General features: G+C 64.0%; 19 protein-coding genes. 11 read left to right on the top strand and 8 right to left on the bottom strand.

The window, feature by feature from the left end; genetic code table 11:
• Positions 1 to 50 precede the first annotated feature (50 nt).
• The 7 genes from AC0L27_RS06095 (at position 51) to AC0L27_RS06125 (ending at position 6411) form a co-directional block, all read left to right on the top strand.
• Positions 51 to 1880 carry an IlvD/Edd family dehydratase gene (locus tag AC0L27_RS06095; protein WP_354204165.1) on the top strand — a complete coding sequence of 610 codons (1830 nt, stop codon included), beginning with the start codon at positions 51 to 53 and terminating at the stop codon, positions 1878 to 1880.
• Positions 1881 to 2004: 124 nt separating this feature from the next.
• Positions 2005 to 2736: an SDR family oxidoreductase gene (locus AC0L27_RS06100; RefSeq protein ID WP_354055461.1), complete on the top strand. Its 732-nt coding sequence runs from the start codon at positions 2005 to 2007 to the stop codon at positions 2734 to 2736.
• Positions 2737 to 2763: 27 nt separating this feature from the next.
• Positions 2764 to 3510, top strand: a complete 747-nt coding sequence (locus AC0L27_RS06105) for an SDR family NAD(P)-dependent oxidoreductase (protein ID WP_354204168.1) — start codon at positions 2764 to 2766, stop codon at positions 3508 to 3510.
• Between the two features lie 27 nt (positions 3511 to 3537).
• On the top strand, positions 3538 to 4692 hold the full coding sequence (locus tag AC0L27_RS06110; RefSeq protein WP_354204170.1) for a serine hydrolase domain-containing protein: 1155 nt from the start codon (positions 3538 to 3540) through the stop codon (positions 4690 to 4692).
• Positions 4689 to 5081, top strand: a complete 393-nt coding sequence (locus tag AC0L27_RS06115) for a GFA family protein (RefSeq protein WP_354204172.1) — start codon at positions 4689 to 4691, stop codon at positions 5079 to 5081. Before AC0L27_RS06110 ends, AC0L27_RS06115 begins: the two co-directional genes overlap by 4 nt.
• A gap of 161 nt (positions 5082 to 5242) precedes the next feature.
• A complete protein-coding gene (locus AC0L27_RS06120; protein WP_354204174.1) occupies positions 5243 to 5923 on the top strand; it encodes a site-2 protease family protein in 681 nt (226 codons plus the stop codon).
• Between the two features lie 65 nt (positions 5924 to 5988).
• Positions 5989 to 6411: a hypothetical protein gene (locus AC0L27_RS06125; RefSeq protein ID WP_275167801.1), complete on the top strand. Its 423-nt coding sequence runs from the start codon at positions 5989 to 5991 to the stop codon at positions 6409 to 6411.
• Here AC0L27_RS06125 and AC0L27_RS06130 read toward each other — a convergent pair.
• The 6 genes from AC0L27_RS06130 to AC0L27_RS06155 form a co-directional block, all read right to left on the bottom strand.
• Positions 6399 to 7214 (bottom strand): TonB family protein, encoded by an 816-nt coding sequence (locus AC0L27_RS06130; RefSeq protein ID WP_275167343.1) that lies wholly within the window; start codon positions 7212 to 7214, stop codon positions 6399 to 6401. The two genes, AC0L27_RS06125 and AC0L27_RS06130, sit on opposite strands and share 13 nt — an antisense overlap.
• Before the next feature lie 8 nt (positions 7215 to 7222).
• Positions 7223 to 7678: a TonB system transport protein ExbD gene (gene exbD / locus AC0L27_RS06135; protein WP_018459254.1), complete on the bottom strand. Its 456-nt coding sequence runs from the start codon at positions 7676 to 7678 to the stop codon at positions 7223 to 7225.
• Positions 7679 to 7681: 3 nt separating this feature from the next.
• Positions 7682 to 8593 (bottom strand): tonB-system energizer ExbB, encoded by a 912-nt coding sequence (exbB, locus tag AC0L27_RS06140; RefSeq protein ID WP_473318115.1) that lies wholly within the window; start codon positions 8591 to 8593, stop codon positions 7682 to 7684.
• The gene (locus AC0L27_RS06145) at positions 8590 to 9279 is read right to left on the bottom strand and encodes a Fe2+-dependent dioxygenase (protein WP_354055471.1); all 690 of its coding nucleotides are present in this window, start codon (positions 9277 to 9279) and stop codon (positions 8590 to 8592) included. The genes exbB and AC0L27_RS06145 overlap by 4 nt, the downstream gene beginning before the upstream one ends.
• Before the next feature lie 2 nt (positions 9280 to 9281).
• A complete protein-coding gene (locus AC0L27_RS06150; RefSeq protein WP_354204177.1) occupies positions 9282 to 11672 on the bottom strand; it encodes a TonB-dependent receptor in 2391 nt (796 codons plus the stop codon).
• A gap of 217 nt (positions 11673 to 11889) precedes the next feature.
• Positions 11890 to 12129 (bottom strand): hypothetical protein, encoded by a 240-nt coding sequence (locus AC0L27_RS06155; protein WP_275167347.1) that lies wholly within the window; start codon positions 12127 to 12129, stop codon positions 11890 to 11892.
• Between the two features lie 376 nt (positions 12130 to 12505).
• On the opposite strand from AC0L27_RS06155, the gene AC0L27_RS06160 reads away from it, so the two are divergent.
• The 3 genes from AC0L27_RS06160 (at position 12506) to AC0L27_RS06170 (ending at position 17460) form a co-directional block, all read left to right on the top strand.
• Complete coding sequence (locus tag AC0L27_RS06160; protein ID WP_354204180.1) at positions 12506 to 13678, top strand: efflux RND transporter periplasmic adaptor subunit; 1173 nt, start codon at positions 12506 to 12508, stop codon at positions 13676 to 13678.
• Positions 13675 to 16821 carry an efflux RND transporter permease subunit gene (locus tag AC0L27_RS06165; RefSeq protein ID WP_354254906.1) on the top strand — a complete coding sequence of 1049 codons (3147 nt, stop codon included), beginning with the start codon at positions 13675 to 13677 and terminating at the stop codon, positions 16819 to 16821. The genes AC0L27_RS06160 and AC0L27_RS06165 overlap by 4 nt, the downstream gene beginning before the upstream one ends.
• A 66-nt stretch (positions 16822 to 16887) precedes the next feature.
• On the top strand, positions 16888 to 17460 hold the full coding sequence (locus AC0L27_RS06170; protein WP_354204184.1) for an invasion associated locus B family protein: 573 nt from the start codon (positions 16888 to 16890) through the stop codon (positions 17458 to 17460).
• 12 nt (positions 17461 to 17472) lie between these two features.
• Here AC0L27_RS06170 and AC0L27_RS06175 read toward each other — a convergent pair whose 3' ends face one another.
• Complete coding sequence (locus tag AC0L27_RS06175) at positions 17473 to 19761, bottom strand: arylsulfatase (protein ID WP_354254905.1); 2289 nt, start codon at positions 19759 to 19761, stop codon at positions 17473 to 17475.
• A gap of 108 nt (positions 19762 to 19869) precedes the next feature.
• Here AC0L27_RS06175 and AC0L27_RS06180 point away from each other — a divergent pair, with 108 nt between their 5' ends.
• Complete coding sequence (locus tag AC0L27_RS06180; protein ID WP_275167353.1) at positions 19870 to 20538, top strand: TetR/AcrR family transcriptional regulator; 669 nt, start codon at positions 19870 to 19872, stop codon at positions 20536 to 20538.
• On the opposite strand, the gene AC0L27_RS06185 is transcribed toward AC0L27_RS06180, so the two are convergent.
• Positions 20533 to 21057, bottom strand: a complete 525-nt coding sequence (locus AC0L27_RS06185) for an SEL1-like repeat protein (RefSeq protein ID WP_354213824.1) — start codon at positions 21055 to 21057, stop codon at positions 20533 to 20535. The genes AC0L27_RS06180 and AC0L27_RS06185 overlap by 6 nt on opposite strands.
• Positions 21058 to 21095 lie beyond the last annotated feature (38 nt).

The following is a 21095-nucleotide window of genomic DNA, read 5'->3' on the forward strand; positions in this document are numbered from 1 at the left end:
GCCGACACCCTAAAACGGACGCCGGTGCGTTTGCATTGCAGGAGAAACCAATGACAAAAAAACCAACCAATGGGCATGCCCCCGCCGGCAACGGCGCTCGCCGCCACCTCCGCTCTCAGGAATGGTTCAACAATCCGCATAATCCGGGCATGACCGCGCTCTATCTGGAGCGCTATCTGAACTACGGTCTCACCCGCGCCGAGCTTCAGTCCGGCAAGCCGATCATCGGCATCGCGCAGACCGGCAACGACCTCTCCCCCTGCAACCGCCACCACATCGAGCTTGCCCATCGCGTCCGCGAAGGCATTCGCGAGGCCGGCGGCATTGCGATGGAATTCCCGACCCATCCGATCCAGGAGACCGGCAAGCGCCCTACCGCGGCGCTCGACCGCAACCTCGCTTATCTCGGCCTGGTCGAGATCCTTTACGGCTATCCCCTCGACGGCGTGGTGCTGACCACCGGCTGCGACAAGACCACGCCGGCCTGCATGATGGCGGCGGCAACCGTCAACCTGCCCGCGATCGTGCTGTCGGGTGGGCCGATGCTGAACGGCTGGCACAATGGCGAGCGCACCGGCTCCGGCACCATCGTCTGGAAATCGCGCGAGCGGCTCGCCGCCGGCGAGATCGACTATGAAGAATTCATGGAGATCGTGGCGTCCTCGGCGCCCTCGGTCGGCCATTGCAACACCATGGGCACCGCCTCGACCATGAACGGGCTTGCTGAAGCGCTCGGCTTCTCGCTGCCGGGCTGTGCGGCGATCCCCGCTCCCTATCGCGAGCGCGGCCAGATCGCCTATGAGACAGGCAAGCGCGCCGTCGAGATGGTCTGGGAGGATCTAAAGCCCTCGGACATCCTCACCCGCGAGGCGTTCGAGAACTGCATCGTGATCAACTCGGCAATCGGCGGCTCGACCAACGCGCCGATCCACATCAACGCGCTGGCGCGCCACATCGGCGTCGAGCTCTCCATCGACGATTGGCAGAAGGTCGGCCACGACGTGCCGCTCCTGGTCAACATGCAGCCGGCCGGCTTCTATCTCGGCGAGGAATTCCACCGCGCCGGCGGCGTGCCGGCGGTCGTGCGCGAACTGATGAAGCACAAGCGCATCCACGAGGATGCGGTCACGGTCAACGGCCGCGGCATCGGCGAGAACTGCGCCAATGCTCCAAAACCCGACAACGACGTGATCTGGGCTTACGACAAGCCGCTGGTGAAGGACGCCGGGTTCCTGGTGCTGCGCGGCAATCTGTTCGATTCCGCGATCATGAAGACCAGCGTGATCTCCAAGGAATTCCGCGATCGCTATCTCAGCAACCCGACCGATCTCAATGCCTTCGAGGGCCGCGCCGTCGTGTTCGAGGGTCCGGAGGACTATCACGAGCGGATCGACGATGCCTCGCTCGAGATCGACGAGCATTGCGTGCTGTTCATCCGCGGCACCGGTCCGATCGGCTATCCCGGCGGCGCCGAGGTCGTAAACATGCAACCGCCCGCGGCGCTGATCAAACGTGGCATCATGTCCCTGCCCTGCATCGGCGACGGCCGGCAGTCGGGCACCTCGGGTTCGCCTTCGATCCTCAATGCTTCGCCGGAAGCCGCTGCCAATGGCGGCCTCGCGGTCCTCAGGAACGGCGACAAGGTGCGCGTCGATCTGAACAAGGGCAGCGCCAACATTCTCATCTCCGACGACGAGGTGAAGAAGCGCCACGCCGAGCTGAAGGCCAGTGGCGGCTTCAAGCATCCGCCGAACCAGACGCCGTGGCAGGAGCTTTATCGCAACACCGTCGGCCAGCAGTCGACCGGCGCCTGCATGGAGCTCGCCACGCGCTATCAGAACGTCGCCGGCACCTTTGGTGTGGCGCGGGATAATCACTGACTACTCGTCATTGCGAGGAGCGAAGCGACGAAGCAATCCAGGCTGCCTCCGCGGCGGGACTCTGGATTGCTTCGCTTCGCTCGCAATGACGATCCGATAGAACTTTCAGGCAAGGGAGAAGAAAATGGCAGACCGCCTCAAGGGAAAGCGCGCCGTCATCACGGCTGCAGCGGCAGGCATCGGACGCGCATGCGCCATCGCATTCGCGCGTGAAGGCGCAACCGTCATCGCCACCGACATCAACGAGAGCGGCATCGCGAGCCTGACCAAGGAAGGCGTCGCCGAAACCGCGAAGCTCGACGTGCGCAGCACCGCCGACGTCAACGCCTTCGCCAAGCGCGTCGGCAAGGTCGACATCCTGCTCAACGCCGCCGGCTTCGTGCACCACGGTACCATCCTTGAGTGTTCGGAAGAGGATTTTGATTTCTCGTTCGACCTCAACGTCAAGTCGATGCACCGGACCATCAGGGCCTTCCTGCCGGACATGCTCGCGGGCGGCGGCGGCAGCATCGTCAACATCTCCTCCTGCGCGGCGCTGCGGCCGCCGGCCAACCGCTACGTCTACAGCGCCTCAAAGGCGGCGGTGTCGCTGCTGACGCGCGCGGTCGCGCTCGACTTCATCACCAAGGGCATCCGCTGCAACAGCATCTGCCCGGGCACCGTCGAGACGCCTTCGATGCTCGACCGCGCCGCCGCGCAAGGCCCGCAGGGCAAGGAGATGTTCGTCTCCCGCCAGAAGATGGGCCGGCTCGGCACCGCCGACGAGATCGCGTCCATGGCGGTCTATCTCGGCAGTGACGAGAGCGCCTTCACCACCGGCGTCGACCTCGTCGTCGACGGCGGCTACATGCTCTGACGCCAAGGCATCCAGAAGGCATCCAGCATGAACAAGATCGATCTCAACGACCGTGTCGCCATCGTCACCGGCGGCGCGCAGGGCTTCGGCCGCGCCATCGTTCAGCGCTTCGTCGCCTCCGGCGCCAAAGTCGCGATCTGGGATTTCGACGCCGCGCTGGCCGAGAAGACGGCGAAGGAGATCGGCGACAACGCCCGCGTCTTCAAGGTCGACGTCACCGATACCGCGGCCGTCGAGCAGGCTCGCGACGCGACGCTTGCCGCCTTCGGCAAGATCGACATCCTCGTCAACAATGCGGGCATTGCCGGGGTCAACAAGCCGGTCTGGGAGACCGATCTCGAGGAATGGCGGAAAGTTCTGCGCATCAACCTCGACGGCCCCTTCATCTGCTGCAAGGCGGTCGTGCCCGCGATGCTCAAGCAGAAATACGGGCGCATCGTCAACATCGCCTCGATCGCCGGTAAGGAAGGCAATCCGAACGCGTCGCATTATTCGGCGTCCAAGGCCGGCCTGATCGCGCTGACCAAGTCGCTAGGCAAGGAATTGGCGGCACATGACATCCTCGTCAATGCGGTGACGCCCGCGGCTGCAAAGACCGCGATCTTCGACCAAATGACGCAGCAGCATATCGACTTCATGCTGTCGAAGATTCCAAAAGGCCGCTTCGTGCTGGTGGAAGAGCTAGCCGCGATGGTGAGCTGGCTCGCATCCGAAGATTGTGCCTTCTCCACCGGCGCGGTGTTTGATATCTCCGGTGGACGGGCGACGTACTGAGACATTGGCCGCCCGCGGGGGCGGACCATGCTGGGACGTCGGGATTTCGTGAAGCTCGCAGCGAGCGCAGGCGCGCTGCCGCTGCTGTCATCGCCCACGCTCGCGCAACTCGCCCCCAACCCGCCGGGCATCCGTCCGCCCTCGCCGGCCGAGCGCGACGCCATGGCACGGCTCGCGCGCAGCTTCATGGACAGATATGGCGTGCCGGCGTTATCCTTTGCGATCGGCTATGCCGGCACTGTTGTTCACGAGGAAGCCTTCGGTGTTGCCGATGTCGAGCGGAACGAGGCCGTGACGCCGCGGCATCTGTTCCGGATCGCCAGCGTCAGCAAGATGATCACCTCGGTCGCGCTCTTCCGCCTGATCGAGGAGGGCCGCCTCAAGCTGACGGACCGGGTGTTCGGGCCCGGCGGGCTGCTCGGCACCGAATACGGGCCGCCGCCCTACTCTGCCGGTATCAACCAGATCACGCTCGAGCATCTCCTGACGCACACCGCCGGCGGCTGGAGCAACGACAACCGCGATCCCATGTTCACGCATACCCGGATGGATCATGCCGGGCTGATCACCTGGACGCTCGCCAACCGGCCGCTGGACCTCTTGCCGGGCCAACGCTACGCCTACTCGAATTTCGGCTATTGCGTGCTGGGGCGCGTCATCGAGAAGCTCACTGGCCAAGCCTATGCCGAGCATGTCCGCAGTGAGGTGCTCGCACGCTGTGGCGTCACCGACATGACCATCGCGGGCGACACGCGCGACCAGCGTCAGGCCGGCGAGGTCGTCTATTACGGTCAGGGAGAAAGTCCCTACGGCATGAATGTCCGGCGGATGGATTCCCATGGCGGCTGGATCGCGACGCCGTCGAATCTCGTGCAGTTCCTGATGCATGTCGACGGCTATACGAAACCCGCGAACATCCTGCGGCCGCGCACCATAGAGATCATGACAACCGCACCCGCTGACAGCCCCAACTACGCCAAGGGCTTTTGCGTCAACAAGTCAGACAATTGGTGGCACAATGGCAGCCTGCCGGGGACCTGTACCATTGCAGTCAGAACTCATGGCGGCTTCTGCTGGGCCGCCTTCACCAACACCAGACGGGGGAACTCGAGCATGGATGGCGATCTGGACAAGCTGAACTGGAGCATGGCGCGCCAGGTCGCCGAGTGGCGGGTCGCATGATCCGCGAAGGCGGATGTCTGTGCGGCGCGGTGCGGTTCAAGGCGGAGGGCGAGCCGCTCAACGTCCGCATCTGCCATTGTCGCATCTGTCAGAAGGCAATGGGCTCGCCCTACTTCGCCCGCGCGCAGTTCGACCAGCGCGCACTGTCGGTCGAGGGCGACACCGAGCGCTATGCGTCGTCCGAGAACATCGACCGCGTGTTCTGCAAACGCTGCGGCACGCGCCTGTTCGCCTGGCGGCGCAACGGCACGCTGGCGGGCGTCGCGCTGGCGACTTTCGACGATCGCAACGCCTTTGTGCCGACCGAGCATATCTGGGTCAGCGAAAAGATGGGCTGGGTGACGATCGAGGACGGCATGATCCGATATGAGGGGACGATCCCGACGTAGCTCATCCGGCGCCAAGGCTCGACGTCATGGCCACCGGTCTCGCCGATCATTTGCAGCGTGGCATTTCGGAACCGGTCACCCTATGTTGAGGTGAAGCGTTGCTGCACCACCGGTTGGCTGGGTCGGCTGCAAGACCGCAGGTAAACCGGGACGGACGAGCCGTGAACATTTCTTTGTATGACCTCTCGGTGTGGGTGCTGCCGCTGGTGCTCGCCATCACCTTCCACGAGGCTGCGCACGCCTTCGTGGCACATCGTCTCGGTGACGATACGGCCTCGCAGCTCGGCCGTGTCAGCTTCAATCCGCTCCGCCACATCGACCCGTTCGGCACCGTGATCCTGCCGGCGATGCTGCTGTTCGCGCATTCGCCGTTCCTGTTCGGCTACGCAAAGCCAGTGCCGGTGAATTTCCGCAAGCTCAACGACCCCAGGCTCGGCATGGTGTGGGTGGCGCTGGCCGGGCCTGCCACCAACATCCTGCTGGCGCTGGCCGCAGCTCTTGCCCTGCACGCCCTGCCTTGGGCTCCGGCCAACTCGGCGCAATGGATCTTCGACAATCTCAAGAACGCGCTGCTGATCAACGCGGTGCTGGCGGTGTTCAACATGATGCCGATCCCGCCGCTCGACGGCGGGCGCGTCGCGGTTGGGCTGCTGCCCCGGCCGCTCGCCCTGCCGCTGGCGCGGCTCGAGCCGTTCGGGATGCTGATCCTGATCGGCTTGCTGATCCTGCTACCGCTGGCAGGCTCCCAGTTCGGTCTAAATCTTGATGTTATTTCAGCAATACTGCGAACGTTGACCGGTTATGTGATTCAGGCTGTTCTCATTCTGACCGGCAATGCGTAGTTGAACAGCGACACACCCGAACACAAGCCGAAGGGCTCGAGGCCGACTTGGTCAAAGCTGCCGATATGCTGATCGCGCGACGCGCCGATACCCGCGCCCGCGCCGATTTCGCCACCTGGAAGATGATGGCCAAGCTCAACGGGTCGTCCGCGCTGCCGCCGGGGGCGCAGGAATTCCTCGCGAGCTACAAGAACCTGCAGGCACAGATGAACGAGGGTGAGGCTACCGAGGCCACCATCGGCGCCATCTACAAGGCCTACTATGCCGAGATGGGCGGCGCGGGAACCCCGCCTGACGTCCGCCCCAGGGCGGCCGAACCGGCGGCGGACAATGTTACCGCTTTCCGCCGCCCCGAACCGAAGCCGAAGAAGGCCAATTTCTTCGGGGCAGCGACCGCGGGCGCGACCCAGAAACGGCCGCTCCCGGTGGCCCTGATCTTCGCCTGCCTGGTCGTGGTCTATGTCGGGATCAGGCTCTACTGGCGCTGAGCCGACTTCTTCTTTTTCTTTGCGTCCGGCGGCGTGAAGATGATGTCGACGGTGCGCTCGAACCGGTCGTCGGTCAGGCTGGCAGGCGGCTGCGGGATGGGATCGGACTTGCGCACAATCGAGATCGCCGCCGCATCGTAAGCTGCATCCCCGGATGACTCGGCAACGTCGACTGAAAGCACGTTGCCCCGCCGATTGATCGCGAAGGAGACCTTGACCTTCTGATTGTTGGGCTCCTTGCCCTCCGGGTTGACCTTGTGGGCGGTAAGATGCGCGCTGATCTTGCGGTTCCAGTCCGCCGTCAGCTTCAGAATATCCTTGCCGATGCCCAGCACAGGCGCCAGCGCCTTCTCGGCCTCGCGCGCGTCCTCATCAAGCGTCTGCCGCGCCGTCGCAACGGACTTCGGCGAGGCCTCCGCAGCGGGCGTCTCGACCGCCGCGATCTTCGGATCCTCGTCCTGCGGCTTCTTCGAGATGTTCTCGGTGACGACCCGATCGGGATCGTCGACCTGTTGCGACTGATCCTTTGGAAGCTCGGTTTCCTTGGTCTCGGCTTTTTGCTCGGGAAGCGCCTGCTGCTCCTGCATCGCTTCGCTATCCGGTCCCGGCGGAAGGTCGGTGTCAGGCGCCTTCGGCGAGGCCATCTCGACAGCGAACTCCGCGCCGGCCGCGCCGAGGCCGTCATCGCCGTCATCGGCGCGCAGGTGCGCCAGCGCGAGCGCGGCACCACCCAGATGCAGCGCGAGCGCCGCCACCGCTGCCAAAATCCAAAGCGTCCGGGCTGGTTTGGACTCGTCCGACATCGCGGCCTCTAAGGCTGAGCGGCGCCTGCCGCAGGCGCCCCCGGAGCGCCTTCCAGCGCAACCAGCTTCACCCGCGAATAGCCGCCTGAGCGCAACAGCTCCATGACCCCCATCAACTCGCCATACGGCACCGAGCGATCGGCGCGCAGAAAGACATACTTGTCCTTGCTCATGTCGGAGAGGCCGTCGAGGGTGCCGATCAACTCGGCGCGGTGGACCGGGTTCTCTCCGATGGCAAGCGTCAAATCGGGCTTGATGCTGAGATAGGTCGGCTTGTCCGGCTTCTTCTGCGGCGTCGCGCTCGACGTCGGCAGATCGATCGGCAGGTCGACGGTCGAGAGCGGCGCTGCGACCATGAAGATGATCAGCAGCACCAGGATGACATCGATGAACGGCGTGACGTTGATTTCATGCGTTTCGCCGAAATCGTCGTCGTCATCATTGTCTGCGAGCGAAACGCCCATGGATCACTCCGCCGCGCGCGAATGCACGCTGCCGTGGCTGCGGTCGAGATCGCGCGAGAGCAACCGCCCCGCCGCGCCCGAGGCACGGCTGACGAGCTCGAGATAGCTCTTCGTCACGCGCGAGAAGTAGTTGTAGATGATGACGGCGGGAATGGCGGCGACCAGACCGATCGCGGTGGCGAGCAGCGCCTCGGCGATGCCGGGCGCGACGACGGCGAGGTTCGTGGTCTGCGACTTCGAGATGCCGATGAAGCTGTTCATGATGCCCCACACCGTGCCGAACAGGCCGACGAAGGGCGAGGTCGAGCCGATGGTCGCGAGCACGCCCATGCCGACGCGGATGCGCCGCGCCTCCGCGCGCATGATCTCGGAGAAGCTCGAAGCCGTGCGCTCCTTGATGCCGGTGTCGCTGGAGAGGCCGGCCGACATCCGCGCCTCCCGCAGCGCCGCCGCCAGGAAGGACGGCAGGATGCCCTCCTTGGCGCCGAGCGCCATCTGCGCTTCGGCGAGCGAGCGTGCCTCCGCGATCTTCTTCAGCGCCGAACGAAGCTTGGTTGCGGCGATCGACAATTCGATCGACTTGGCGATCAGCACCGTCCAGGTCATCAGCGATGCGAAGGCGAGCCCGATCATCACCGCTTTCACGATGATATCCGCCGACTGGAACATCACCCAGGGCGACAATTCCTTCATGGCGGGCGCGATGCCGGCATCGGACTTTGCCGCGGGTGCGGCAGCTTGGGGCGCCGCAGGCGGAGCAACAACCGGGGCTGGGCTGACCGCGGACGGCTGAGCCGTCGACTGGACCGGAGCCGCGGGCGCGGCTTGTGTCTGGGCCGAAACAGGGGATGCAAGCCAGGCGGCCGCCAGCACCAGAGCTGCGGCAAGGCTTGCTTGGAAGGACATGATCTTCATACTTCGGCCCAGTAGCGAATGAGGTTGTGATAGATACCCGTCAATTTGACCGTTTCGGGATCGTCACGCCCGAGCCGTTCCACCAGCGCCTGTATCGCGGTGTCGAGGTCAAAGATCATGCTCCGGGCTTGATCGTCCCGTATCATGCTCTGAAGCCAGAAGAAAGACGCAACCCGCGTTCCCCTGGTCACCGGGGTCACCAGATGGAGGCTGGTCGAGGGATAGAGCACGCAGTCCCCGGCTTGCAACTTGACTTCGTGCGAACCGTAGCTGTCCTCGATCACAAGTTCGCCACCGTCGTACTCCTCCGGCTCGGCCAGGAACAGCGTGACCGACAGGTCTGTGCGGATGCGAAGGCCGGTCAGGCGGTCGCCGCGGATGGCATTGTCGACATGCAGGCCGAAATGGTGGCCGCTGCTGGCTGCATAGCGGTTGAACAGCGGCGGGAAGATCTGGAGCGGGATCGCCGCCGCGATGAAGCGCGGGTTCGACGTCAGCGCCGAAATGATGCGGTTGCCGAGTTTTCGCGCGATTTCGCTATCGGGCGGCAGTTGCTCGTTGCGCTTGACCATCGCCGACTGCGCGCCGGCGGTGGAGCGCCCGTCTTCCCATTCGCTGGCGTCCATGATGCGGCGGAAATCCGCCACATCATCCTTGCTCAGAACGCCAGGCAGGCACGTCAACATGATCAGAACTTCGCCGTCGTCACGAGGTAGAACGCCCGCCCCGGCGCGACCGCCACGAAGGGCACGGCACTGCGATAGAACGAGTCGTAATAGAGCTTGTTCGTCAGGTTCTGGGCGTAGAACTTCATGGTCCAGTTCTGGTCGATCTTCTTCTCGATGAACGCGTCGAAACGCCAATAGCTCGGCAGCTCGTTGGTGTTGGCCGCGAACGTGCCGCCATAGACCTTCGAGCGGTACACCGCCTGCCCGCCGAGTTCCCAGCCGCCGTCGAACTTGTACTTGGTCAGCATGCTGAACGACTGGTGGGCAATGTTGGCAAGCTGCAGACCCAGATTCGACGCAACGCCGCTCTGCGTGACCTTCGACTGCATCAGCACCAGGCCGCCAAAAATGCTCCAGCGGTCGGTGAGCTTGCCCTCGGCCTCGATGTCGATGCCCTGGATCCTGTAGGCGGCCCCCGAAGTCAGCACGCTGTTGACGGTCTCGCGCGCATTGTCCTTGGTCGTCTGAAACAGCGCACCGGTCACCAGCAGGTGACGGTCGGCGAGCTCCCATTTGGTGCCGAGTTCGATCGCCTTGTTACGCTCGGGTCCGAGCAAAACGGCCGTGTTGGGCGGAACACCACCGTAGTCGGTCGCGGTCGCATCAAGCTCCGACCCGAACGGATTGGCCGAGGTGGCGTAGGCCGCATAGACGCTGCCGATCGACATCGGCTTGTAAACCAGGCCGACGTTGTAATTCACAAGATCGGCGTTCTGCTTCAGATAGGCCGCGTTGGTCGACGAGCTCTGGCTGTAGCCGTCGTAGCGCACGCCGCCGTTGACGATGATCGTGTCCTGCCAGTTCGCGGTGTCCATGGCATACACGCTGGTGGTGTTGACGCCATATCGCGTCGGATTTCCGACGATCCCCGGAATGCTGAAGGGGATGTTGGTGAATTGCGGAGAATAGAGATTGACCCCCGTCACCGCGCCGTTGCTCGTGAAGGCGGAACCGGACAGCTCCGACGCGAGGCCCGCATAGCGGTCGATCGAGATGTTCTCGTTCGCATACTCAACGCCGAACACCGTGGTGTGCTTGACCCCGCCGGTGTCGAGCTTGAACGTGGCTTCGTTCTGGTTGGCCCACACGTCCACGTTCTGCAAGCGGCTCTGCGCGCTCGCCGTCGTGGTCCAGAGTAGCGGATTGGGGCTGGTCGTGTTCGGGTTCTGCGGCAGCGTGCCGATATAGTTCAGCACCGAGTGCTCGCCGCGCACCTTGCTGGTCAGCGTAATGGCGTCGTTGACCTTGTACTCGATCGTGCCGGTGCCGAAATCCTGCCGCGCCGTCTGGAAGTCGCGGTTGAGGAAGCCGTACCAGCTTCCGCGCGGAATGCCCGCCGACGTCACCGGCACGTTGCCCTGCCTGTAAAAGGGCACGCCGAAATCCGGGTAGCCGCTGAGGTCGGTGTGGACGTAGTTCGTCGTGATCTTGATGTCGTTGGTCGGGGTGTACTTGGTCGAGATGAACGAACCCCAGCGATCGTCGGTGATGTAGTTGCGGCCGGCGACGTTGGCGTCCTGGAACAGGCCGCCAACGCGCACCGAGAAGGTGGGATCGATGACCTGGTTGACGTCGAGCGTGACCCGCTTGGTCCGGTCGGTGCCGAACTCGGTATCCATCCGCTTGAAATTGACGTCGCCCGCCTGCTTGGTGACGATGTTGATGGCGCCGCCAGCGGTGCCGCGGCCGGCGTAGGACGAGGCCGGGCCGCGCAGAATCTCGATCTGCTCGGTGAAGAAATTCTCGCGGATCGAGACCGCGGGATCGCGGATACCGTCGATGAAGACGTCGTTGCGCGCGTCGAAGCCGCGGATGAAGAAGCGGTCGCCGAAGGCGTTGCCGCCCTCGCCCGATCCCAGCGTCACACCCGCGGTGGAGCGTCCGATCTCCTTCAGCGTCGTGGCGTTCTTGTCCTCGAGCACTTCCTTGCTGAGCACGGTGATGCTCTTCGGCGTGTTCAGCATCTTTTCGGGAAACTTGCCGGAGGCCTGGACGTGGTCGACCTTGTAGGGCGCTGCCGGATCGGAATACGGATTACGGTCGGCTTCGCCGGCCGGAACGGTAGGAGCCGTCTGCTGCGCGGGCTGCTGCCGCTGCGCGGCGCGGCGAAGCGCATTGCGCGCGCGGACCTGGTCCGCCGTCGGCTTCGAAGCCACCGGGCGCGGACGCGCGACCGGAGCATCGACCGTCACCGGCGGCAGATTCGACTGCTGCGCTTCCGCGCCGCTCGACACCGATGCTGCCGCGATCAGGCCCGCGACAGCGGAGACCTTCTTGCCGGAAACGCTCGTGAACTTTTCATCGAATGCTGCGACCGAACGCAACGACTTCGGTGCGACCACCTGCCCCATTACCAAACACGCCCCATATTCCTGTTCGCCCATTCACTTCGATGAACGATTGGTGTGTTGGTATCGGCCGCAAAATAGCGGGTCAATGCGAGCAAGCCGCGAGAACCCTTGAATAAGTCCAGATCAAAACGATTCTAAACTACAGTTTGAAATCGTTCTAAAACTACATTGGACTTGTTCTAAAGAGAGCGCGAGTTCGGCGGTCGCGCGCGCATTGTCAATCGCTGCTCGGCGGCTTCATCAGCGAGAACAATTCATCGACGGTCTTCTGCGCCACCGCGCGCACGCGATCGCTGTTGTCCATGCCGGCGATGTTGACGCCGTTGACGACGGCTCTGATCTCGTCGCGGAAGTCGGTGAGAAAGCGCAAGGGATCGCGCTGCTCGTTGGCGACGCGCGCGATCAATCCCGTGATCAGGATCTGACACGCGATCAGCTTGCCGTTCAGTTCGTCCATGCTGCGCTCCCGTTGTGGCGCGCCGATATGACCGATGCCAGTTTTCCTGACAACCGAAACGGCCTCCGCACGATTTAGAACCGTTCTTGCGAGCCGTCGCCCTGCGGCCCATGCGCGGCGCCGCTCGGTGCGGAGCACACCGCTTTCGAGCATTGCACAAAGTTTGCACGCTGATCGTTCCTGACGGGACAATCCAGCACTGCACACCGTAGTGACACGGAGCTGCCTAAGCGGTGCAAAGCTTTCCAATTGTTTAGGATTCTCAACGGATAGTGCTGTTTACACTGGAACTTGGCGTGTATTATACAAGCGCCCTGGAACCCTATGATTGCCTCATAATTCGTAGTTTAGGGCACAAGAGCCGACACGAGACGATATGAAAAAGTCCCGGCCGATCCTCTGGATTCTGATCATCGCGGCCGTGGCCTCCGCGGGTTACTATGGTTGGCAGAAATTCGGCGCGCTCGAGGCCGGAAAAATCCAGACCGCACAGAAGGGGCCGCCGCGCCCGCCCGCCGTCCCCGTGAGCGTTTCGCCGGTCCAGAAGGTGGATTTTCCGGTTTACCTGACCGGTCTCGGCACGGTTGCGGGCTTCAACACCGTCCAAGTCCGGACCAGGGTGGATGGCCAGATCGACAAGATCGCCTTCACCGAAGGCCAGATCGTCAAGGAGGGCGAGCTCCTCGCGTCGATCGATCCCCGCCCCTATCGGGCCACGCTCGACCAGGCCAAGGCCAAGAAGGCGCAGGACGAGGCAAATCTGGCCAATGCCAATCTCGAGCTCCAGCGCGCCATGAAGCTCGGCGAATTCGCCACCGCCCAGCGGGTCGATACCCAGCGCTCGACGGTCGCCCAGCTCACCGCGCAGATCGCCGCCGACGATGCCGCGATCTCCAACGCGCAGACCCAGCTCGATTACACCCAGGTCAAGGCGCCGATCACCGGCGTCGCGGGCCTGCGCCAGGTCGACATCGGCAACATCGTCAATTCCTCGACGCAGACCGGCATCGTTACAATCTCGCAGGTCGAGCCGATCTCGGTGATCTTTACCGCGCCGGAAGATCAGCTGCCCTATATCAGCGAGGGCCAGAAGGCCGGCGCGCTCAGGGTGATCGCTTTCACCACCGACGGCAAGAAGACGCTGGCCGAGGGCAAGCTCGCGGTCATCAACAACCAGGTCGACACCAGCAGCGGCACGATCCGACTCAAGGCGGTGTTCGACAACAAGGACCACGCGCTGTGGCCTGGGCAGTCGGTGTCGACACGCCTGCTGGTGCGCACCCTGAAGGATGCGACCGTTGTCCCGGATGACGCGGTCCAGCATTCCACCAACGGCCTCTACGCCTATACGGTCAATCAGGACAACAAGGCCGAACTGCACAAGATCAAGGTCAGCTACGCCATCGACGGACGTTCGGTCGTCGACGAAGGGCTGACGCCCGGGCAGCAGGTGATCACCGGCGGCCAATTCAAGGTTCAGCCGGGAAGCCTCGTCTCGACGGCCGTGGCGAGTACGGATCCGGCCCAGAACAAGGTTCGACAGGAATGAACGCGGGCGGGATTTCGGCACCTTTCATCCGTTATCCCATCGGCACATCGCTGCTGATGGCCGGCATTCTCTTCGTCGGTCTCGTCGCCTATCCCCTGCTGCCGGTCGCGCCGCTGCCGCAGGTGGACTTCCCGACCATCCAGATCACCGCCAATCTGCCGGGCGGCAGCCCGGAGACCATGGCCTCGTCGGTGGCCCAGCCGCTCGAACGGCAATTCGCCCAGATCCCGGGCATCGCCCAGATGACTTCGACGAGCTATCTGGGCACCGCGTCGATCACCATCCAGTTCGACCTCAACCGCAGCATCGACGGCGCCGCCAACGACGTGCAGGGCGCCATCAACGCCGCGAGCGGTCAGCTACCGAAGAACCTGCCCTCGCCACCGACCTACCGCAAGGTCAACCCGGCCGACGCGCCGATCCTGCTGCTGTCGGCGACCTCCGACACGTTGCCGCTGACCAGCGTCAGCGACGCGGTCGACGCCCAGCTCGCCCAGCAGATCAGCCAGCTCTCAGGCGTCGCCCAGGTCTTCATCGGCGGCCAGCAGAAACCGTCCATCCGCATCCAGATCGACCCGGCGAAACTCGTCGCCAAGGGCCTGTCGATGGAGGACGTGCGCAGCCAGATCGCGATCACCACTGTCGACAGCCCGAAGGGCAACATCGACGGTCCGAAGCGCGCCTACACGATCTACGCCAACGACCAGCTCACGCAGGCCAAGGACTGGAACGACGTCGTCATCGCTTATCGCAATGGCGGTCCCTTGCGAATCCGCGATGTCGGCCAGGCGGTCAGCGGCGCCGAGGACGCCAAGCAGGCGGCCTGGGCCAACGGCAAGCGCGGCGTGTTCCTGGTGATATTCAAGCAGCCGGGCGCCAACGTCATCGAGACCGTCGACCGGATCAAGGCCACCCTGCCTCGCCTCGTCGCCGCGATCCCGCCCGCGATCAAGATCGAGCTCATCAGCGACCGCACCACGACGATCCGCGCCGCGGTCGAGGACGTCCAGTTCACGCTGCTGCTGACCATTGCGCTGGTGGTCATGGTCATCTTCATTTTCCTGCGCAGTTTCTGGGCGACCGTCATACCCACCATCACGGTGCCGCTGGCGCTGCTGGGCGCGTGCGCCTTGATGTGGGTCGTCGGCTATTCGCTCGACAATCTGTCGCTGATGGCTCTCACCATCGCGGTCGGATTCGTGGTCGACGACGCCATCGTGATGCTTGAGAACATCACGCGCTACATCGAGGAAGGCGAATCGCCGATGGCGGCCGCCTTCAAGGGGTCCAAGGAAATCGGCTTCACCATCGTCTCGATCAGCATCTCGCTGGTCGCAGTGCTGATTCCGCTGCTGCTGATGGGCGGCATCATCGGACGCCTGTTCCGCGAATTCGCCGTCGTGCTGGCGATGACCATCTTCGTCTCGATGTTCGTGTCGCTGACCCTGACGCCGATGATGGCCTCGCGCTTCCTGCGCGCGCATGGGGAGGTGACCCACGGCAAGTTCTATCAATGGAGCGAGCGCGGCTTCGACCGGATGTTGCGCGGTTACGAATGGGTGCTCGACCATGCCCTGGCCTGGCGTCGCACGACCCTCACGATCTTCTTCGCGACCCTGGCCCTGTCGATCTATCTGTTCGTCCTGATCCCGAAAGGGTTCTTCCCGCAGCAGGACGTCGGCCTGATCACCGCGACCTCGGAAGCCTCCCAGGACATCTCGTTCGCGGAGATGCAGCGCCGCCAGGTCGAGCTCGGCAAGATCGTGATGGACGATCCCGACGTCGCAACGATCGCGATGAACATCGGCGGCAGCGGCCGCGCCGGCAACAACGGCAACATGTTCATCACGCTGAAGCCGCGCAGCGTCCGCAATGCCTCCGCGCAGCAGATCATCGCGCGGCTGCGTCCCAAGCTCGAGAAGGTGTCCGGCGCCCGCCTCTATATGCAGGCGGCGCAGGACGTCCGGCTCGGCGGCAGGCCAACGCGCACGCAGTTCGAGTTCACCCTGCAGGACGCCGATCTCGCCGAGCTCAACGACTGGGCGCCGAAGATCCTCGCCAGGATGCAGACGTTGCCGCAACTGCGCGACGTCGCGACCGACCAGCAGACCCAGGGCACCACGGTTCAGCTCAAAATCAATCGCGATACCGCAGCGCGTTACGGAATCCAGCCGCAGCTGATCGACGACACGTTGTACGACGCCTTCGGCCAGCGCCAGGTCACGCAGTATTTCACCCAGCTCAACACCTACAAGGTGATCCTCGAGATCCTGCCGGAGATGCAGGGCAGCCTCGAGAGTCTGAACAAGCTCTACCTGAAATCTCCGCTGACCGGTGACCAGGTGCCGCTGTCGACCTTCGCGACCTGGAGCACCGATCCGGTCCGCCCGCTCTCGATCAGCCACCAGGGCCAGTTCCCGGCGATCACGATCAGCTTCAACCTCGCCCAGGGCGTCGCGCTCGGCCAGGCCACCGAGGCCGTGCAAAAGGCGATGGCCGATCTCGGCGCGCCGCCGACGCTCAATTCGAGTTTCCAGGGCACGGCACAGGCGTTCCAGCAGTCGCTCGGCACTGTGCCGCTCCTCATTCTCGCCGCGCTGGTCGTGGTCTATCTGATCCTCGGCATCCTCTACGAGAGCTACATCCATCCGATCACGATTCTGTCGACCCTGCCCTCGGCCGGCGTCGGCGCACTCGCGATCCTGATGGCGGCCGGCTTCGAGTTCAGCCTGATTGCTTTGATCGGAGTCATTCTGCTGATCGGCATCGTGAAGAAGAACGGCATCATGATGGTGGACTTCGCCATCGCCGCGGAGCGCGATGAGCACAAGACGCCGGCGGAATCGATCCGGCAGGCAGCGCTATTGCGCTTCCGTCCGATCATGATGACGACGATGGCTGCCCTGCTCGGCGGCGTGCCGCTGATGCTCGGCCACGGCACGGGCGCCGAAATTCGCCAGCCGCTCGGCTACGCCATGGTCGGCGGTCTGATCGTCAGCCAGGCGCTGACGCTTTTCACCACTCCGGTCGTCTATCTCTATCTCGACGAGCTCAACAACTGGTTCTCGGGCTGGGGCCGTAAGGGTGACGGCGAAGGTGACGAGACGGTCGAGCACGGCACCGTTAAGGAAGCTGCCGAGTAGCAGCTTGCACCGCGCGCCTCACGACGTTACAGCGAGGCCCTCGGTTCACGTAAACGCGGTTTTGCCATGCTCATGCAATCCAGACTTGTCGCCCTTGTCGCCGCCATCCTGTTGTCGGCGGGTGTCGCGCATGCCCAGCAAGGCGCCAAGAAGAACGCGGCTCCCTCTGCCCCGGCGGCACAGCCCGCACCGGCTCCGACGCAGCCGCAGGCTGACGGCGCTCCGGCGCAGCCGCCCGGCTGGGTCGTGCGCTGCACCAGCGTCAGCCGCGACGCACCGCTCGAATGCGCGATGGAGCAGAACGCGGTGCTGACCAAGACCGGGCAGACCATCGTCCTGATCAACATCCGCATCGCGCCCGACACCCGCACACCAGTGGCGCTGTTGCAATTGCCGCTCGGCCTCAACCTTCCCATCGGCGCCAAGCTACAGGTCGACGAGGGCAAGACGGTCGATCTCCAGATCCAGACCTGCGAGAACCGCGGCTGCTACGCTTCGACGCCGATCGCACCGGACCTGCTTGCGACCTTGCGGTCGGGCAAGCAGCTCAAGGTCTCCTTCCAGAGCATGGCGAAGGAAACGATCGCGATCCCGATGCCGCTCGGCGATTTCGCGGTGGCCTACGACAAGATCAAGTAAGTCGCCTCGCTCCTATTGCCGCGCCATCTGCGCGTTGCCGACGGCATCGCCGTCGAGCTTCTGGTCGTTGTGCATGGTGACGCTGACGTGCGAGAGCCGTCCGGTGAATTGGAACGGCGCCTCGTAATGCGAGACCGGACTGCCGCGGTCGCGGCCGATGTCGAGGCCCGACCACGAGATCAGCGTGTGGAATCCGAGCTGGGTCTGCAGCGACCCCGCCTTCTCACCATCAATCAGTAGCGTGTAGTCGGTGATGCCAGTGCGCGAGCCCTTCGCCGGCGGCTCCTTGCGCACGAGACGCTCGACATGCACGCCCAGCCGCCGCGCGCCCGACGGCACCTTGCGGTCCGAGCGGATGATCTGGTGACTGCCTCCGATGTTGAGGTCATGCACGAGGTGGCCATCCTTGACGTAAAGGCTGTAGCCGGACGTCGCGTCGCCGTGTGAGATCAGCACGCCATCGGCGCTCGCCTCGTCGATCTCAACATGCGCCTCGATCGTATAGCTGCGACTGCGCACGTCGGGTGCGACATCGGTCGGCACATGGCCCATGCCAGCATGGAAGACGAAATGGTGGCGAGCACCGTGGAAGCGCGCAGCATTCTCGGCAAAGCGTGGCCCGAAGCGATCATCGAGCGGCAACACCTTGTGCTTCTCGGCTTCCTCCCACCATGTCGCGATCATCCGGCCAAGCCGCTCCGGCTCTTTCGCCGCGAGATCGTCGGTCTCGGAGAAATCCTCATCGAGATGGAACAGCTCCCATTTGTCGCTCTCGAAGGGCGTGCCCGATGGATGGAAAGCGACCGCCTTCCACCCTGCCTGCCAGAGGCCGCGATGGCCGAACATCTCGAAATATTGCGGCGAGCTCTTTGAAGGAGCAGACGCGTCCGTGATCGAACGCGCGAAGCTCTCGCCTTCCAGCGGCATCTGCCGGCAGCCTGCGATCTCGGCGGGCGCCTCGATGCCGATCAGCTCCAGCAGCGTCGGCGTGAGGTCGCAGGCGTGCACGAACTGGTGCCGCAGCTCGCCCGTGCCCGCGATCTTCTTCGGCCAATTGATGACGAAGGGATCGCGGATGCCGCCGCCATGGGTGTTCTGCTTGTAGCGGCGCAGCGGCGTGTTCGAAGCCATCGCCCAGCCATGCGGAAAATTGCTGTGGGTGTCCGGCCCGCCGATGTCGTCGATGCGGCTCAGCTTCTCCGCGATCGGCTCCGGCTCGAAATTGAATGGGCCCATCGCGTTGACGAAGCCGAGCGGCCCGCCCTCCTGGCTCGCGCCATTGTCGGACATCACGATGATCATGGTGTTGTCGCGGATGTCGGCCTTATCCAGAAATGAGACGAGGCGTGCGAGATGACGATCGGAATGGTCCAGCATTCCGGCAAAAGCCGCCTGCAGGCGCGTGAAGACGCGACGCTCGTCGGCCGAATGATCTTCCCAGGCCTTCACGCCGTCATTGCGCGCCGGCATCCGCGTTCGCTCCGGCACCAGTCCCATCGCCTTCTGACGCGAGAGCCGCTGCTCGCGTTCGACGTCCCAGCCGTGCGCGAACGAGGCGTCGTAGCTCCTGATGATATCCATCGGTGCCTGGTGCGGCGCGTGGCAGGCCCCCAGCGCGACCCAGGTCAGCCACGGGACGTCAGGACGATCGGCGACGTGATCTCCGATGAAGCGGATCGACTGGTCGATCAGATCCTCGGTCAGATGATAGCCGTCGGCATAGGTGCCCGGAGGATCGATATGCGTGTTGTCGGAGACGAGCTCCGGCGCGTACTGGTCGGTCTCGGCGTCGAGAAAGCCGTAGAAGCGATCGAAGCCGCGGCCGAGCGGCCAGCCGTCGAACGGGCCGGTGGCGCCGCTCTCGGTGAGCGGCGTCACATGCCATTTGCCGACCATGTAGTTGCGATAGCCGTGGGTGCGCAGCATCTCGGCGAGCGTCCCCGCCTCGCGCGCGATCTTGCCGCGGTAGCCTGGATACCCGGAATCGAAATTGGCAAGGCACCCGACGCCGACCGAGTGATGGTTGCGCCCCGTCAGCAGCGCAGCCCGCGTCGTCGAGCACATCGCTGTGGTATGGAAGCCGGAATAGCGCAAGCCTTCGGCGGCGAGCCGGTCGATTGTCGGCGTCCGGATCGCCGAGCCGTAGCAGCCGAAATCGGAGAAGCCGACGTCGTCGAATAGCACCACCAGGATGTTCGGCGCGCCCTCGGGCGGCCTTGGCGAATCCGGCCACCAGGGTTTTGAGTCCGCAACCGTCTTGCCGACTGTGCCGCGAAACGGCGTGTCGCTGCGTGCACTCATCTGATCCTCCCTGTTCGGCCGGCCTGGGTGCCCGCCGACGGCCACGGTTGACCCGCAGCTCGTCCCCACCTAAATTATAATAAGAGTTATGATTATCATTTAGCCGCGATGCAAGCACGGAAGCAGCCACGTTCCGAAGACCCCGGGGTTCGCGATTTCGACCTGCCCGGCGTCGCCCCGTCGCGCCAGAAGCGCAGCCGGGAGACGACGCTGGCGCTGCTGCGCGCGGGCGCCGAGATGCTGCGGACGCGCAGCCTCGCCGAGCTCTCGATCGAAGCACTCTGCACCGAGGTCGGCGCCACCGTTGGCGCCTTCTACAGCCGCTTCGAGAGCAAGGAGGCCTATTTCAACGCCTTGATGGCGCTGGCCGCGCGCGACGGCGAGCACCGACTGGGCGAGATCAGGCAGCCGTCGCCCGAGACAGGCCTCAGCGAGCTCTGCCAAATCGTTGTCAAAGGCATCATCGCCTGGATGCGCAACCACGAGGGCGTGCTGCGCGCCGCGCTCCAGCATGACGACACCCGCCCGGACAAATGGACAGCGTTCAAGGCGCTGGCGAAAGCCACCACGATGGACGCCACCCCTCTCCTGCTGCCGGCCATGGGCAAGGGACGCAAGGCGGCCAAGACCCGCACCATCGCGTTCGGTTTCCAGGTCGTGCTGGGAACGCTGGTGAATGCGATCCTCAACGATCCCGGGCCGCTGTCGCTTTCGTCGAAAGAGATGGAGACGCGGCTGGCCGGCTGCCTGTTGCTGCTGCTTCAGGCGGAGCTATGACAATCCTTCGTCGCGAAGGATCTGTTTCGCCTTCTCGTCCCGGATCGCCTCGGCCTTTCTTACCCAGTAGATAGCCCGCTCGCTGTCTTTCGGGGCGCCGTTAAGGCCGTGAAAATAGTTGGCGATCATTTCTTGAATGGCCAGCAAATGGCCGGACTCGGCCACCCGCTCCTTCAGATTGAAGGACCTGAAGTACCGCTCCTGGGCCGTCCCTGCCCCTAGCCCCCGTCGCAAGGCCCCGGCGAGATAGAGCCAAGACTCGCAATCGTCGTCGGCGATCGATGCCTCGGCTCGCGCCATCAACGCCAGGCTGGCAGGCTGATCGCCCTTATCATCCAGATATTCAGCCATCTCGATCATGGCCATGACAGAGCCTTTCGCGATGAACGCCTCCAGATAGGCGGCGCCTTCGCCGTCCCCGCCTTCTTTCAAAAGTTGTCGGGCGACCCCAACATCGAATCCAAGCCCGTCTGAGAACACGATCCAATCTCCCGGCAGTCTCGCAAACAGCGAAAGCATAACATCATGCGCTGACATCGCCGCGGTTACCGCGAGCG

It is taken from the genome of Bradyrhizobium sp. Ken51 (assembly GCF_055807435.1).

Coding starts and splice junctions, on each gene's coding strand:
- AC0L27_RS06095 (WP_354204165.1), top strand. CDS start 51: ATGACAAAAAAACCAACCAATGGGCATGCCCCCGCCGGCAACGGCGCT.
- AC0L27_RS06100 (WP_354055461.1), top strand. CDS start 2,005: ATGGCAGACCGCCTCAAGGGAAAGCGCGCCGTCATCACGGCTGCAGCG.
- AC0L27_RS06105 (WP_354204168.1), top strand. CDS start 2,764: ATGAACAAGATCGATCTCAACGACCGTGTCGCCATCGTCACCGGCGGC.
- AC0L27_RS06110 (WP_354204170.1), top strand. CDS start 3,538: ATGCTGGGACGTCGGGATTTCGTGAAGCTCGCAGCGAGCGCAGGCGCG.
- AC0L27_RS06115 (WP_354204172.1), top strand. CDS start 4,689: ATGATCCGCGAAGGCGGATGTCTGTGCGGCGCGGTGCGGTTCAAGGCG.
- AC0L27_RS06125 (WP_275167801.1), top strand. CDS start 5,989: ATGCTGATCGCGCGACGCGCCGATACCCGCGCCCGCGCCGATTTCGCC.
- AC0L27_RS06130 (WP_275167343.1), bottom strand. CDS start 7,214: ATGTCGGACGAGTCCAAACCAGCCCGGACGCTTTGGATTTTGGCAGCG.
- exbD (WP_018459254.1), bottom strand. CDS start 7,678: ATGGGCGTTTCGCTCGCAGACAATGATGACGACGACGATTTCGGCGAA.
- exbB (WP_473318115.1), bottom strand. CDS start 8,593: ATGAAGATCATGTCCTTCCAAGCAAGCCTTGCCGCAGCTCTGGTGCTG.
- AC0L27_RS06145 (WP_354055471.1), bottom strand. CDS start 9,279: ATGTTGACGTGCCTGCCTGGCGTTCTGAGCAAGGATGATGTGGCGGAT.
- AC0L27_RS06150 (WP_354204177.1), bottom strand. CDS start 11,672: ATGGGGCAGGTGGTCGCACCGAAGTCGTTGCGTTCGGTCGCAGCATTC.
- AC0L27_RS06155 (WP_275167347.1), bottom strand. CDS start 12,129: ATGGACGAACTGAACGGCAAGCTGATCGCGTGTCAGATCCTGATCACG.
- AC0L27_RS06160 (WP_354204180.1), top strand. CDS start 12,506: ATGAAAAAGTCCCGGCCGATCCTCTGGATTCTGATCATCGCGGCCGTG.
- AC0L27_RS06165 (WP_354254906.1), top strand. CDS start 13,675: ATGAACGCGGGCGGGATTTCGGCACCTTTCATCCGTTATCCCATCGGC.
- AC0L27_RS06170 (WP_354204184.1), top strand. CDS start 16,888: ATGCTCATGCAATCCAGACTTGTCGCCCTTGTCGCCGCCATCCTGTTG.
- AC0L27_RS06175 (WP_354254905.1), bottom strand. CDS start 19,761: ATGAGTGCACGCAGCGACACGCCGTTTCGCGGCACAGTCGGCAAGACG.
- AC0L27_RS06180 (WP_275167353.1), top strand. CDS start 19,870: ATGCAAGCACGGAAGCAGCCACGTTCCGAAGACCCCGGGGTTCGCGAT.
- AC0L27_RS06185 (WP_354213824.1), bottom strand. CDS start 21,057: ATGCTTTCGCTGTTTGCGAGACTGCCGGGAGATTGGATCGTGTTCTCA.